The organism is Corynebacterium sp. CQ3829_602738, assembly GCF_054478435.1.
The window spans coordinates 2,237,815-2,251,214 of sequence record NZ_CM137003.1; the positions used below are offsets into that span (position 1 = coordinate 2,237,815).

General features: G+C 68.2%; 13 protein-coding genes. 8 read left to right on the top strand and 5 right to left on the bottom strand.

All coding sequences use genetic code 11. The features are described from left to right. Window positions 1-5 precede the first annotated feature (5 nt). Window positions 6-2,915 carry an alpha-(1->3)-arabinofuranosyltransferase domain-containing protein gene (locus ACX1NL_RS10715; protein ID WP_458898933.1) on the top strand — a complete coding sequence of 970 codons (2,910 nt, stop codon included), beginning with the start codon at window positions 6-8 and terminating at the stop codon, window positions 2,913-2,915. On the opposite strand, the gene ACX1NL_RS10720 is transcribed toward ACX1NL_RS10715, so the two are convergent. Further along, the gene (locus ACX1NL_RS10720; RefSeq protein ID WP_458898147.1) at window positions 2,822-3,874 is read right to left on the bottom strand and encodes an acyltransferase family protein; all 1,053 of its coding nucleotides are present in this window, start codon (window positions 3,872-3,874) and stop codon (window positions 2,822-2,824) included. The two genes, ACX1NL_RS10715 and ACX1NL_RS10720, sit on opposite strands and share 94 nt — an antisense overlap. A gap of 37 nt (window positions 3,875-3,911) precedes the next feature. Between ACX1NL_RS10720 and ACX1NL_RS10725 the strand changes: the two genes are divergently transcribed. The 4 genes from ACX1NL_RS10725 (at window position 3,912) to ACX1NL_RS10740 (ending at window position 7,161) form a co-directional block, all read left to right on the top strand. Continuing rightward, window positions 3,912-4,565: a hypothetical protein gene (locus ACX1NL_RS10725; protein ID WP_448237239.1), complete on the top strand. Its 654-nt coding sequence runs from the start codon at window positions 3,912-3,914 to the stop codon at window positions 4,563-4,565. Then, window positions 4,549-5,967, top strand: coding sequence for a hypothetical protein (locus ACX1NL_RS10730; RefSeq protein WP_448237241.1), 1,419 nt, complete (start codon window positions 4,549-4,551; stop codon window positions 5,965-5,967). Before ACX1NL_RS10725 ends, ACX1NL_RS10730 begins: the two co-directional genes overlap by 17 nt. A 168-nt stretch (window positions 5,968-6,135) precedes the next feature. After that, the gene (locus ACX1NL_RS10735; RefSeq protein WP_181889203.1) at window positions 6,136-6,372 is read left to right on the top strand and encodes a three-helix bundle dimerization domain-containing protein; all 237 of its coding nucleotides are present in this window, start codon (window positions 6,136-6,138) and stop codon (window positions 6,370-6,372) included. Between the two features lie 336 nt (window positions 6,373-6,708). After that, window positions 6,709-7,161 (top strand): DIP1984 family protein, encoded by a 453-nt coding sequence (locus tag ACX1NL_RS10740; protein WP_239306166.1) that lies wholly within the window; start codon window positions 6,709-6,711, stop codon window positions 7,159-7,161. On the opposite strand, the gene ACX1NL_RS10745 is transcribed toward ACX1NL_RS10740, so the two are convergent. The 3 genes from ACX1NL_RS10745 to ACX1NL_RS10755 are packed head-to-tail and all read right to left on the bottom strand — an operon-like array spanning window position 7,153 to window position 8,883. After that, the gene (locus ACX1NL_RS10745; RefSeq protein WP_458898148.1) at window positions 7,153-8,211 is read right to left on the bottom strand and encodes a glycosyltransferase family 4 protein; all 1,059 of its coding nucleotides are present in this window, start codon (window positions 8,209-8,211) and stop codon (window positions 7,153-7,155) included. The two genes, ACX1NL_RS10740 and ACX1NL_RS10745, sit on opposite strands and share 9 nt — an antisense overlap. Then, window positions 8,208-8,591: a type II toxin-antitoxin system VapC family toxin gene (locus ACX1NL_RS10750; protein WP_392398709.1), complete on the bottom strand. Its 384-nt coding sequence runs from the start codon at window positions 8,589-8,591 to the stop codon at window positions 8,208-8,210. The genes ACX1NL_RS10745 and ACX1NL_RS10750 overlap by 4 nt, the downstream gene beginning before the upstream one ends. A 1-nt stretch (window position 8,592) precedes the next feature. Beyond that, a complete protein-coding gene (locus ACX1NL_RS10755) occupies window positions 8,593-8,883 on the bottom strand; it encodes a type II toxin-antitoxin system Phd/YefM family antitoxin (RefSeq protein ID WP_181889207.1) in 291 nt (96 codons plus the stop codon). A gap of 35 nt (window positions 8,884-8,918) precedes the next feature. Between ACX1NL_RS10755 and ACX1NL_RS10760 the strand changes: the two genes are divergently transcribed. After that, window positions 8,919-9,662 (top strand): class I SAM-dependent methyltransferase, encoded by a 744-nt coding sequence (locus tag ACX1NL_RS10760; RefSeq protein ID WP_392398708.1) that lies wholly within the window; start codon window positions 8,919-8,921, stop codon window positions 9,660-9,662. A 182-nt stretch (window positions 9,663-9,844) separates the two neighbouring features. On the opposite strand, the gene ACX1NL_RS10765 is transcribed toward ACX1NL_RS10760, so the two are convergent. Then, window positions 9,845-11,671: a phosphoenolpyruvate carboxykinase (GTP) gene (locus tag ACX1NL_RS10765; protein WP_392398707.1), complete on the bottom strand. Its 1,827-nt coding sequence runs from the start codon at window positions 11,669-11,671 to the stop codon at window positions 9,845-9,847. 271 nt (window positions 11,672-11,942) lie between these two features. On the opposite strand from ACX1NL_RS10765, the gene trmB reads away from it, so the two are divergent. Beyond that, a complete protein-coding gene (gene trmB, locus ACX1NL_RS10770) occupies window positions 11,943-12,713 on the top strand; it encodes a tRNA (guanosine(46)-N7)-methyltransferase TrmB (protein WP_239356079.1) in 771 nt (256 codons plus the stop codon). Window positions 12,714-12,715: 2 nt separating this feature from the next. After that, entirely contained in the window at window positions 12,716-13,390 is a 675-nt protein-coding gene (locus tag ACX1NL_RS10775; RefSeq protein ID WP_239306160.1) for an NYN domain-containing protein, read from the top strand. Window positions 13,391-13,400: the final 10 nt, after the last annotated feature.

The following is a 13,400-nucleotide window of genomic DNA, read 5'->3' on the forward strand; positions in this document are numbered from 1 at the left end:
GGGGGATGCGCGCGCACCTCGCAGGCTGGCTGGTCCTGCTCGTTGTTGTGCTTGCACAGCCGCCGGGCCAGGTTGCGGCGGACACGAAGTTCGACCTGGTTGCCGCCCCGGCGCGGTTTCTGCGCCGCGCGACGCACGCCTACACGGACGAGTTTCCGCTGGGCCAGGTGCAGAACCAGGCGTACGGGTATTTGTTCCCGCAGGGGCCGTTCTTCTTGGCGGGGGATCTGCTGCACGTGCCCGATTGGCTGATCCAGCGCGCGTGGTGGTGGCTTCTGCTGGGCCTGGCGTACTCCGGCGCGCTCGCGTTGGCGCGGCGCGTGGGCATCCGCGGCACGTTCCCGCAGGTCCTCGCGGCGGCGGTGTACGCGCTGAGCCCGCGCATCCTGACCACCCTCACCGCGATTTCCTCGGAGGCGTGGCCGGTGGCGCTCGTACCGTGGACGCTGATCCCGCTGACGCGCCGCAACCCACAGGTGGCGCCGGCGGTGGTGGCGGTGGCGTGCATGGGCGCGGTCAACGCCACCGCCACCATCGCCGCGTGCCTGCCGGCGTTCGTGCTGCTCATCGCCCGGCGCTCCTACGCAGCCGCCGGCAAGTTCGCCGTCGGGGCGGCGGCGGTGTCGGCGTGGTGGATCGGGCCGCTGTTGGTGCTGGGGCGCTATTCCCCACCGTTCACGGACTTCATCGAATCCGCCGGCGTGACCACCGCGTGGCTCAACCCAGTGGAGATCCTGCGCGGCACCACCAGCTGGACCCCGTTTGTGGACACGGAGCGCGCCGCTGGCCACCTGCTGGTGGCGGAGCCGACGTTCGTTATCGCCACCTGCCTCGTCGCCGCGTTCGGGCTCGCGGGCCTGGCGCGCCGCGACATGCCGTGGCGCGGGCCGTTGCTTGCGGTGTTCGCGGTGGGGTTCTGGGTGCTCGGCTCGGCGCACATGAGCACGTCGCTTTACGACGGTGCTCTCGCCCCCTTCCGCAACCTGCACAAATTCGACCCCCTGGTCCATCTGCCGCTCGCGCTCGGCGCCGGGCACCTGGCCGCGAACGTGAACCGCCCCAAGGCTGTCGGCGTCACCCTTGCCACCGTGGTGGCGGTGGCGCCGGCGTGGTCGCTGCGCCTGCTGCCGGAGGGCACCTGGCACGAGGTGTCCGAGGACTGGGTCGCCGCGGGCCAGTGGTTGGACGAGCACGCTGCCGGCACCCGCACGCTAGTGGTCCCGCCAACGTCATTTGCGCGGCAGACGTGGGGGTGGACGCGTGACGAGCCGATCCAGGCGCTGACCCAGGCGCGTTTCGCGTTCCGCGACGCGGTGCCCCTGGTGGATCCGGAGGCGATTCGGGGGTTGGAGGGGCAGGCGGAGCTCGTCGATAGGCAAGCGCTGCGTTCCATTGGTGTGGGCGCGGTGGTGGTGCGCCGCGACCTTGAACGCCAACCGCCGACGCCGAATTTGGGCGAGCCGGATGCGAGCTTCGGCGAGGTGGACATCTTCTTGCTGGACCCGCACGCGGACGTGATGGAGTCGGACCGCGAGCCGGTTGCGGTGGACGGCGGCGGCGAGGTGCTGCCGCTGTTGTGGCGCGAGCTCGGCTACTTCCCGGCGAGCCTGACCGGCGAGGGCGCAAGCGCCCCCGCCGATATTGTTACGGACACCCCGGCGCTTGCGGTGCGCAACTACGGCACCATCGACGGCCAGTCCGGCTACCTCACCGCCGAGTGGGAGGACGGCACGGTGCGCAACCGTGTGAAGGACTACCCGTCTGCCGGCTCCCGCGCGGCGGTGGCGGCCGACGGCTTCGCCCGCGCGTCGTCCTCGGCCGCGGATGCCGGCGCGTTCGGCGGTCCCGACGCGTCGAAGTCGCTCACCTCCGCCTTCGACGGCGTAAACGAGACCGCCTGGTGGCCCGCGCCCGGCGACCGCGACGCCTGGATCGAGTTCCAAACCCAGCAGGAGCACGTCACCATCGCCGCCACCGCGGACACCACCGTCCAGCTGTGCGACGGGCACAGCAACTGCCGCAGCGTCACCCTGGTCAAAGACCAGCCGCGCAGGCTCACCCGCGGCGACGCCACCATCCTGCAGCTGACCGAACCCGTGGGCATCCGCGAACTCGACGTGGGCATCCACCGCATCGTCGAGGTGGAAGGCACCGCGGACCGCTACTTCTTCCAGCGGCATTTCCCCGAGCACACGGTTATCCAGCGCCGCTTCACCACCGCCGAGGACGCCACGTGGCAGCTCACCGCGCCCGCCACCATCGACGGCGAGCGCCGCGTGGGCAGCGTCTTCCTCGAAGCCGGCGCCCACGAGCTGTTCACCCGCGCCGACACGATCATGCTCTCCCGTGCGCCGCTGCCAGACCGCACCGGCGACCGGCTGATCCTGACCACGCGCGCGTTCAACGACGGTCTCCGCGCCACCCTCGGCGGCACCGAGCTGGAGCCCTGGCGTATCGACGCCGGCGCCCAGGCCTTCCGCGTCCCTCCGGGAGCCGACGGCGAGTTCGAGATGCGCTTCACGGGCGAGGGCGCCTACCGCTACTCGCTGATTTTCGGCGGGGCGTTCAGCCTCCTCGTGCTCGCACTGTGTTTGTGGGTGCCGTGGCGGCGCGAAGACGATGCCCCGTACGTGCCGAAAGCAGGCGCGAACTGGGTGCCGACCGTCGCGGTGATCGCCGCGTTCCCGTTCCAGGGCCTCGCGGCGGTGGTGCTCGCGTGGGTGGTGCGCCGCTTCACCGTGTTACCGATGCACCGCGTCGCGGCCGCAACCATGGCCATCTGCGGGCTGGTGCTGGCGCGCGCGCCGTGGCCGGCGGCGAACTACGCCGGTTCCTCCACCTTCTTGGTCGTGGCCGGCCTGTTCGCCGTGGCGTGCCTGACCAACCGCGCGCCCGGCACCTCCACCAGCTCGTAGGAGATGTACGCCACGGCGGTGCTCGCCAGCGCGGTGGCCGCGTAGACCAGTACAAACCCGCCCGAGAACATCGGCACCCCCAGCACCGGGAAGACGAAGTACAGCACCGCCATGTGCCACAAAAACACCGAGTAGGACCAGTGGCCCAGGGTGCGCATGACTTTCGACGACAGCACCGTGCCGCGCTGACGCTGCCCCAGCGCAAACGGCGCAACAACAAGCGCCGCGAACACCGCGCCGAGCAGCACCCGCACGTTGAACTCGGCCGGCGAGGGGTGTGCCAGCCCTCGCGGGCCCAGCACCCCGCCGACCCACGCCACCGGCAGCGCCAGCGCCGCAACCGGCCAGCGCGGCCCGGCGTAGCGCACACCGGCGCGCTCCAGCTCCGCCAGCACAAGCCCCACCGCGAACCAGGGGACGTACGACGGCGGCCAGATCTGCATGTTCACCACCGCCGGATCCGTCACACCCGACACCGCCCACGGCCACGCCAGGCCCAGCACCACGGCCCCCGCCAGCGCCGCGTGCCGCCCCCACGACCCGAGGCGCAGGTACAGCGGCAGGACCAAGTAGAAGGCGGCTTCGACGCATAACGACCACATCTGCGTGAGCCCGTCGATAAGCGAATGCGGCACGTAAATCTGCGCAAGCAGCACATTCGCCGCGACCTGGCCCCACGTCACCCCCGCGAGCGGCGGCAGCGCGAGCAGCACCACAACCACGCACACAAGATACGCGGGTGCAAGGCGCGACACCCGCCGCCCGTAGTAGCCCTCACGGAGACCGCCGCGCGCCAGGAGGAACGCCGAAAGCGCAAAGAAGACGGCCACGAAGTAGTCGAAGCGCTCCAGCACCGCGGAGCCGGTGGCGGTCTGGAAGGCGACGTGCGTGGCCACGATGCCGTAGGCGGCCACGGCGCGCAGGCCGTCGAGCTCGGGCAAAATGGCGGGTCTGTTCACGATGGCGCAAGTCTAGCCACCCGGTAGGGTGACACGGGTGAACCTGCGACGCCGACTTGCCGCCTGCCTCGGCATCATCGTCGTGTGCGGCGCGCTCAACCTCGCCTCCCCCATCGTGATTGCGCAGCAGCGCACCCTGGATCCGGGCGAGTACACCATGCTTTTCGACGGCACTTCGCCCCGCACCCGCACCATCGAGCTCACCAAGGCCCCGAAGAGCCTGGATGCGGTAGTCACGCTGGACGGCGAAGAGGTGGACGCGTTTCCCATCGACCCCTCCACCGCCTTTCCCGCGAAGGGGCGCGCCGGGCTGGGGCCGCTTTTGCCCTACCGCCCGGAGCGGCGCACCTACCCGATGTTCGACTCCACGTCCGGCGACGACGTCGGGTTGGACTACCTGGGCCCCGGTTCGGTGCGGGGGTTGGACACGTACAAGTACTCGGCGGCGCTTTCGGACGGCTGCGTGCGCACCGTGGATGCGGAGCGGCGCACCGGCCGCATCGTCGACGAGGTGTGGGACTGCGGCGCCGACCAGTGGGTGCTGGCCGAGGAGACCAAGGCGGCGCAGGTGTCGGCGGCGGGGCGCGACGTGGCGTGGCTGCGGGGGCTGCAGGTGATGTCGGTGGTCACGCGCGTGATCGCCGCCGCGGCGTTTGTGGCGGGCCTGGTGCTGTATGCGCGCCGCCGTTAGCCGCTGGTGGGCGCCCGCGTACGGCGCGCTACTGGTGTTGTCGCTGACCTGGCCGTTTCTTATGCCCGGCGAGGCGTTCGCGCTGCGGGACATGATGGTGTTCGATGCTATGGCGCTCACCCGGGCATCGCTCGGCTGGGGTGACCTGGCCGCGCGCAATGTGCCGCAGGACGCGCTGTTGGGGATCCTGCCGTGGCCGGTGGCGTTCGTGCGCGTGTTCATGGTCGCCGCTGCCGGGTGCGCCGCGTGGGCCGGGCACCGGTTCGGGCGCACCCCGTTCGGGCAGGCGGCGGCGATGACGGTGGCGGTGTGGAACCCGTTCGTGGTGGAGCGGCTGCTGCAAGGGCAGTGGTCGCTGGCCGCGGCGGCGTGGCTGCTGCCGTTGGTGGCGTTGGGGTGTGTGCCGGCGTCGGGCCTGGCGCACTGGTTGGCGTCGCTGACCCCCACCGGCGCGCTAGCGGCGGCGTGTTTTTCCCGCGGGTGGCGCGGAGTTGCGGTCAGCGTGTGCACCTGCCTGCCGTGGGTGGTGGCGGGTGTGTTTGCCAGCACACCCGGCACGTCCTCGGCCGCGTCCGCCGCGGCGTTCGCACCCCGCGCAGAGGCCTACGCCGGCACCCTCGGCTCGCTGCTGGGCCTGGGCGGGATCTGGAACGGGCAGGCGGTGCCGGCCTCCCGCGAGCTCGGGTTCGCGCTGTTCGGGGTGGCGCTGTGCGCCCTGCTCGCTTTGGCTTGGCGGTCGGTGCCCCGCCGTTTTCTGCTGCTGGCGGCGCTGGGGTTCGCGGTGGCGTTTGCCTCCTGGGCCGGCCTGACCGCGCCACTCATCCAGCACCTCCCGGGCGGCGGCCTGCTCCGCGACGGCCAGAAATGGCTCATCCTCGCCATCCCGGCCTTCGTCGCCGCCGCCGGAGCGCTCGAGCCCCGCCGCGCACTCGCCGCCGCCGCGTTCGCCCTGCTCCAGGTCCCGGACGCGCCGATCGCCCTCGCGGCGCTGACCCCCACCTCCATCGAGGTCCCCGCTGTCGACCACCGCGGCCGCGACGTCCTCTTCGAATCCCGCCCCGCGCTTGTGCCTATCGACGGCCATCCGGTCGTCGACCCCACCCCCAAAGCCATGAACGTCGTCGAATCTGGCGCGCTGACGGTGGACGGGGTGGCGGTGGACCCGCCGTCGCTGCGGTGGACGGCGGCGCAGGCTGCCTTGGACGACCAGGAACGCCTGCGCGAGCTGGGCGTCGGTGTGGTGGTGCGCGCCGACGGTTCCGTGGCCGAGACTGGTGAGCCCGCGCGCCCGCTACCGCCTGCCGGGATCGCGTTGTTCGCCCTGTGGTGCATGGTGCCATTGCTACAGTGTGTCCGAAATCACACGGGAGCGCACCGTACCCCCTCACCAGCACATTTCTAAAAATTAGTTGGCTCCGACCAATTAATGACAAATTCCAATCATTGACCCTCTTGCATCGTTCACTTTTCGTCGCTTAAAGTGAACGCCAAGTTAACAACAGGTTACGTACATGCGTAACCCTGAGCCTAGAAAAGGAGCAGATACAGCTTCTGCAAGGAGGAACACAACATGGCTAACACAATTGACTTCAGCATCATCCGCGAGCGCGCACTGCGCAACATCCGCGAGGACCTGCTCGCCGAGTACGCCGGCAAGTTCGACGCACTCGAGATCAACGACGCGTTCGATGCTGTCCTGCGCACCCACCGCAACTCCGCTGTGATCGAGGACTTCATCCCGGTCCTCGTCGAGGCCGAGATGCGCGACCGTCTCCGCGACGGCGAGCTGTTCCCCTCCGCGGCGTAAACCCGCACAACCCCAACGCCCAGCCCTTCCCAGCGGCTGGGCGTTTTGCTATGTTAGATCGAAACTGTCGGTAGCGGAAAGCTCGCCGGCACCCAGCGAACGTCAACCCCACGCGTCCGGGGAAAAGGGCGCACTCATGGCGCCTTGTGGCCGTATCAGGGCTGAAGCGGTTCGATTCCGCTCACACGCACAACGCATGCGGCCTGCACGACGCACACGGGCACGACCCCCACCACAGGGTTGCACCGAGCACTGTTTACTACCGCGACGTTGGGGGTGCCCCGGGCGGATCCGCGAGGGTTGGGAACGGGGACAGAAACGTACAAGGAGGCACTCATGCTGCTCGCAGAGGCACTGGCGCGACGCGCCGAGGCGCAGGACCGCCTGAACAAGCTGCAGGAACGCCTGGTGCAGGGCGCGATGATCCAGGAGGGCGACACACCCGTCGAGGACCCGGCGGCCATGCTCGAGGAGGCGGCCGCACTCCTGCAGGAGATTGAGACGCTGGTGCGCCGCATCAACCACACCAACGCGCAGACCGCCTTCGAGGGCGCCACGCTCACCGACGCCATCGCGCGCCGCGACGCACTGCTGCGCTCCCGCCGCCTCTACGCCGCCGTCGCCGACGCCGGCACCATGACCGGCTCCCGCTATTCCCGCTCCGAGGTCCGCTTCGTCCCCGCCGTGGACGTGAAAGCCCTGCGCGACATGGCCGACAGCGCCGCGAAGGCCTACCGCGAGCTGGATACAAAGATCCAGCAGCTCAACTGGACAACTGAGCTACTTTAGGGCTCCAATAATCATCGCGAACCTCCGGCCGGTCTCCTCCCAGGAGAACCGCGCCGCCCACTTTCGCGCCGCAGGAGCCATTGCCTCTCGACGCCCCAAGGTCTCCCCCACAACCTGCCCAAACTCCTCCCCGGGTTGCACTAGCCGACCAGTCTCGCCGTCGCGGATCGAGTCGGCCACCCCGCCCGCCGACGCGTACGCCACGGTGGGCACCCCGTGCTGCGCCGCCTCGATCACCGCGATCCCCCAGCCCTCCTTGCGCGACGGCAGCAGGTGCACCGCGGCCCGCTCAAGCAGCGCGTGCTTGTAAGCCTCGGAGACGTGCCCGTGGAAGACCACCTTGTCGCCGTGCGGGGCGGCGTACTCGCGCAGCTGGTCCTCCCACCAGCCGGAACCGACCACATCCAGGACGGCGCCATCCATCCCCGCCACCGCGTCGATAGCCTCCTCGATGCGCTTGTGCGGCACCAGGCGGGAGAGGGTGACCAGGTGCAACCTTTGGTCGTCGTGAAGCACAGGCGTGTGCGCCGGCACCGGGTCGACGCCGTTTTCCACGATCTCAATGTCCTCCTCACGCACCCCAAGCGCCACCAGGTCGCGCTTCGAGGCTTGCGACACTGTCACGTACTGCGCGCCCCGGTACACCCTCGGCGCCACTTTCGACTCCAAGAACCACCCCAAGCGGCGGATCAGCGGGCCCGCCACCGGCCACTGCTCCTTGTGGCAGTGATGCGTCAGCAGCACCACCGGCCGTCGCGTGAACAGCCTGGCGAAGAACGGAATGCCGTTTTGCGTGTCCACCACCACGTCCGGACGGTTGCGCCAAATCGACAGCGGCGCCGCCAGATACACGCCGAACTTGCCGCCGGCGCGCTCGTAGCGCACCCCGTTGCGCCGGGATCGCCTCGGTGCGTCCGTGTGCTTCGCCGTCCGGTAGATGACCTCGTGGCCCTGCGACGCCAGGTACTCCCCGACGCGCTCGAGATAGCGCTCGGACCCGCCGCCTTGCGGGTGGGTGGAGTCGCGCCAGCACAGAAGCAGTATCTTCATGGCGCGATAACCTCGAGTCCCACTTCACGCGAGGCGTCAGCGAGACGGTCGTCGTAGGTGAGCATCGCATCGGCCTCCAAATCCAGCGCGGCCTGCAGATGGATCGCATCCAGCGTTCGAAGATACGACATGGGCAGCATGCTCGCGCTGCGCAGCGTCGCCCGGTTCAGTTCCGCAAGCGAAATGCCGCGCAGGATCAGCGTGACCTCTCCCTGGGGCCTGCCCAAGCGCACGGCCAGCCGCCGCAGCTCAATCTCGAGCAAGTCCGACGAAACTACCTCGCCCTCCCCTGCCTCGAGCCACAGCCGCATCGCGTGCGTGTGCGGCTCCGCTTTCAGCAGGCAGGCGATGGCCGACGTATCCGTATACACCCGCCGCATCCTAAAAGCGGTCCTCGCGCATGTCATCGAGCATCTCCGCCAACGGCTCGCCATCCGCCGGCTCCACCGGAAGGTCCAGCCAACCGCCGACACGGGTGGCGGGGCGTGTGATGGCCAGCCGCGGCTTCGGTTCGTCGAGAGGCACAAGTCGCCCCACCGGTTCGCCGTTGTTGGTGACAACGAAGCTGTGCCCCGCCCGCACCGCGCGCAGGATCCGCGCAGAGTCGTTGCGTAGTTCGCGCTGCGATATCCTGCGCTCGACTAGCGATTCGTCGTATCCCGGCGTGGCCATGCACCACACTGTAGCACGGTTGCTACGGTATGCCTATGCACCGTACCCGCCGGATGGCCACCCTTTCCCGCTCGCTCCGGCTGTTGCGCGCGTTTTCCTACGAACAATTCCGCCCGCGCATCTTCTACTCCATGCTCGCCCGCGATACGCGTTCGCTTATCGACGCCCTCTCGCACGACCTCCTGGGCACCCCCGTCACCGGCCAGTCAGTGCTAGATGTCGGCGGCGGACCCGGCTACTTCGCCGACGCGTTCTCGGACTGCTTCTATGTCGGCCTGGAACCAAACGTCTCCGAACTGTCGGCGGCGGGTTTGACCGGCTTCGGGGCGGTGCGCGGCGACGGCACCGCCCTTCCCTTCGCCGACGATTCGTTCGACGTGGTGTACTCCTCCAACGTCGCCGAGCACATCCCGAACTGGCAAGCCATGGGCGAGGAGATGCTGCGCGTGGCCAAGCCAGACGGGCTGGTGGTGCTCAGCTACACGGTGTGGCTCGGGCCGTTCGGCGGGCACGAGACGGGGCTGTGGCAGCACTACGTCGGCGGGCAGTACGCGCGCCGTCGATACGCAAAAGTGCACGGCCGCGACCCGAAGAACATCTTCGGCGAGAGCTTGTTCGCCGTCTCCGCGGGCGAGGGCCTCGCCTGGGCGGAGGGCACCGGCCAGCTCGCGGCCGCATTCCCCCGCTACCACCCGTGGTGGGCGTGGTGGGTCACCCGCGTGCCGCTGCTGCGCGAGTTCGCGGTGTCGAACCTCGTGCTCGTGCTGCGCAAGGGTTAGTACTGGGGCTTAATATGCTTGGATCCGAGCACTGCTAAGGCTTCTTACAAGTTCCCCCGCCATACCGATGAGAATAGCGAAAGGCCTGCCAAACGGCAGGCCTTAAGCTTTATTAACAACAGATCCTGTCTGAAGTTCTCCAGCAGCAACGATACAACATCACTGCCGTGCTACTCAAGCGATTACTTCGTCGCAGCGTGGATGCGCTCGTCCAGCTTCTTCAGCTGGTCGAAGATCTCCTGCGGCACGCGGGATCCGAGGCCCTCAAGGTAGCGGCGGGAGTCCGCGACGTCTTCCTTCCACAGCTCCGGGTCGGCGGTGAGCGCCTCGCGCACGTCCTCGATCGGGGTGTCCAGGCCGGTCAGGTCCAGGTCTTCGGCGCGGGCGGTGTAGCCGACCACGGTCTCGTCGGCGTCGACCTTGCCCTCGATGCGGTCGATGACCCACTTGAGCACACGCGAGTTGTCGCCGAAGCCCGGCCACAGGAAGCGGTCGTCGTCGCCGCGGCGGAACCAGTTGACCAGGAAGATCTCCGGCATGCGGTCGCCGCCCTTTTCGCCCATGTCCAGCCAGTGCTGGAAGTAGTCGCCCACGTTGTAGCCCATGAACGGCAGCATGGCCATCGGGTCGTGGCGCAGGGAGCCGACCTTCGCCTCCGCGGAGGCGGCGGTCTGGCCGGAGGAGAGCATCGCGCCGATCATGGTGCCGTGCTCCCAGTTGTGGGCCTGGGTGACCAGCGGCACGGTGTCCGGGCGGCGGCCGCCGAAGAGGATGGCGTCGATCTTGACACCCTGCCAGTCGTTGAACTCCGGTGCGGCGGCCGGGCACTGCTCGATGGCCACGCAGTAGCGGGAGTTCGGGTGGGCTGCCTTGGAGGAGGATTCCGGTGTCCAGTCCTCGCCGCGCCAGTCGATGAGGTGGGCCGGCTTGTCGCCGTCCATGCCTTCCCACCAGATGTCGCCGTCGTCGGTAAGTGCGACGTTGGTGAACAGGATGTTGCCCGGCTCCATGCTGCGCATGGCGATCGGGTTGGAGGCGTAGTTGGTGCCCGGGGCGACGCCGAAGAAGCCGTTTTCCGGGTTCACGGCGTACAGGCCGTCCTCACGCAGGTGCATCCAGGCGATGTCGTCGCCGACGACCTCGGCCGTCCAGCCGTCGAGCGTCGGGGTGATCATGGCCAGGTTGGTCTTGCCGCAAGCCGACGGGAAGGCGGCGGCGATGTGGTAGGCCTTGCCCTCCGGGGAGGTGAGCTTGAGGATGAGCATGTGCTCGGCCATCCAGCCCTCTTCCTTCGCCATCACGGACGCGATGCGCAGGGCGTAGCACTTCTTGGCCAGGATGGCGTTGCCGCCGTAGCCGGAGCCGTAGGACCAGATCTCCTTGGTCTCCGGGAACTGGGAGATGTACTTGGTGTCGTTGCACGGCCACGCCGCATCTTCCTGGCCCGGCTCGAGCGGGGCGCCGACGGAGTGGAGGCAGTGCACGAAATTCTCGCCTTCGATCTTCTCCAACGCCTGGGTGCCCATGCGGGTCATGATGCGCATGGAGAGCACGACGTAGGCGGAGTCCGTCAGCTGGACGCCAAGCTTCGGGTCCGGGTCGGAGATGGGGCCCATGCAGAACGGCACGACGTACATGGTGCGCCCGCGCATCGCGCCGGTGAAGTGCTCCAGCATCTCTTCCTTGAGCGCGGCCGGCTTCATCCAGTTGTTGGTCGGGCCTGCGTCTTCTTCGTTCTCAGTGGAGATGAAGGTGCGGGATTCGACGCGTGCGACGTCGGACGGGTTGGAGCGGGCGAGGAAGGAGTTGGGGCGCTTTTCCTCGTTGAGCTTGATCAGGGTGCCTGACTCGACAAGTTCGGCGGTGAGGCGGTCCCATTCTTCCTGGGAGCCGTCGGCGAAGACGACCTTGTCGGGCTGGAAGAGCTCGACCGCCTCGTTGATCCAAGCGATTAGCTTTTCGTTGTCGGTGGGGTTGGTCCCCTCCAGGCGCTTGATTTCGGCGGTCATACGTACTCCTTGTTCAACTGGTTATGGCCAGTGCGCGTGCGAAATTCATCGTTGTTGCGTCACAAGATTATCGAAACGGGCGTTCATCTGGCCAAAAGTTCCGACCAATCCGCGTCCACTGGATATAACCAGACCGCACGAGCACGACCTTTGCCGCAAGCGGGGGTGACGCCCTACCCCCGTCGCCCGTTCTTGAGCCTTCGCTTTACGACGCCTTCGGGGGTGCCCCGTGGAGCTTGCGTTTGCCCTGTTCATGTGGACAATAAATCTGATGAATAATACTGAAAATTTGCGTCCGGGAACGGGCGAATTGCCGGCGGGCCGCCCGCTGCAAACCGAGTTCGACACCGGCCTGGACTACCCGCGCCTGGGTTCCGTGACCTTCCGCCGCGGCACGTTGACGGAAAACCAGGAGGCCCTGTTCGACGAGCACTGGCCACGCCTGGGCCGCGTACTGGCGGAGGGCTCGGACGATCCCATCGACGTCGACGAGTGGTTCGGCCGCTCCGGCCACCCCACCATCGTCGAGATCGGCTCGGGCACCGGCACCTCCACCGCCGCGATGGCGCCGCTGGAGGCGGACACGAACATCATCGCCGTGGAGCTGTACAAGCCTGGACTGGCCAAGCTGTTGGGCTCGGTGGTGCGCGGCGGTATCGACAACATCCGCATGGTGCGCGGCGACGGCGTGGAGGTCCTGGCCCGCATGTTCGGCGAGGAGTCCCTCGACGGCGTGCGCATCTTCTTCCCGGACCCGTGGCCGAAGGCGCGCCACCACAAGCGCCGCATCATCCAGTCCGGCACCCTGAACCTGATTGCCACTCGGTTGAAGCCGGGCGGTGTGCTGCACGTTGCCACGGACCACGCGGATTACGCCGAGTGGATCGACGAACTCGTGAACGTTGAACCCACCCTCGAGTACAAGGGCTGGCCGTGGGAGGAGGCGCCGCTGCTCACGGACCGGCAGGTGATCACTAAGTTCGAAGGCAAAGGCCTGGACAAGGATCACGTGATCCGCGAGTACCTGTGGGAGAAGAAGTGAGCATGGATCTGCAAGCGCTGTCGCACCCGTACACCCCAGGCGCACCCGCCGGCCCGGAAAGCTACCTGCTGGTGTGGGATGCGCCGAACTTGGACATGGGCCTCGGCGCGATCCTGGGTGGACGCCCGACTGCGGCGCACCGTCCCCGCTTCGACGCGATCGGGCGCTGGCTTATCGACGAAGCCGAGGCCCGCGCCGACGAGCTTGGCCGCGACATCGAACCGGAGGCGACGGTGTTCACCAACGTCGCCGCCGCAGGCGCGGATTCCATCCGCCCGTGGGTGGAAGCGCTGCGCAACGTCGGTTTCGCGGTGTTTGCCAAGCCGAAGAGCGACGAGGATTCGGACGTGGACCAGGACATGCTGGCCCACATCCAGCGCCGCCGCGACGAGGGCGTACTCCAGGGCGTCGTGGTCGCCTCCGCTGACGGGCAGAACTTCCAGGAGCCGCTGCTCGAGCTGGTCGACGCCGGCATCCCGGTGACCGTCCTCGGTTTCCACGAGCACGCCTCCTGGGCGGTGAACTCCCCCGACGTGGAGTTTGTGGACTTGGAGGACATCCCGGGCGTGTTCCAGAACCCGCTGCCGCGTGTGAACCTGGACCGGCTGCCGGACGGCGGCGCGTGGCTGCAGCCGTTCCGCCCGCTGCGCTCCCTGCTGCACAACACCCGCGACTAGGAGGCCGGAG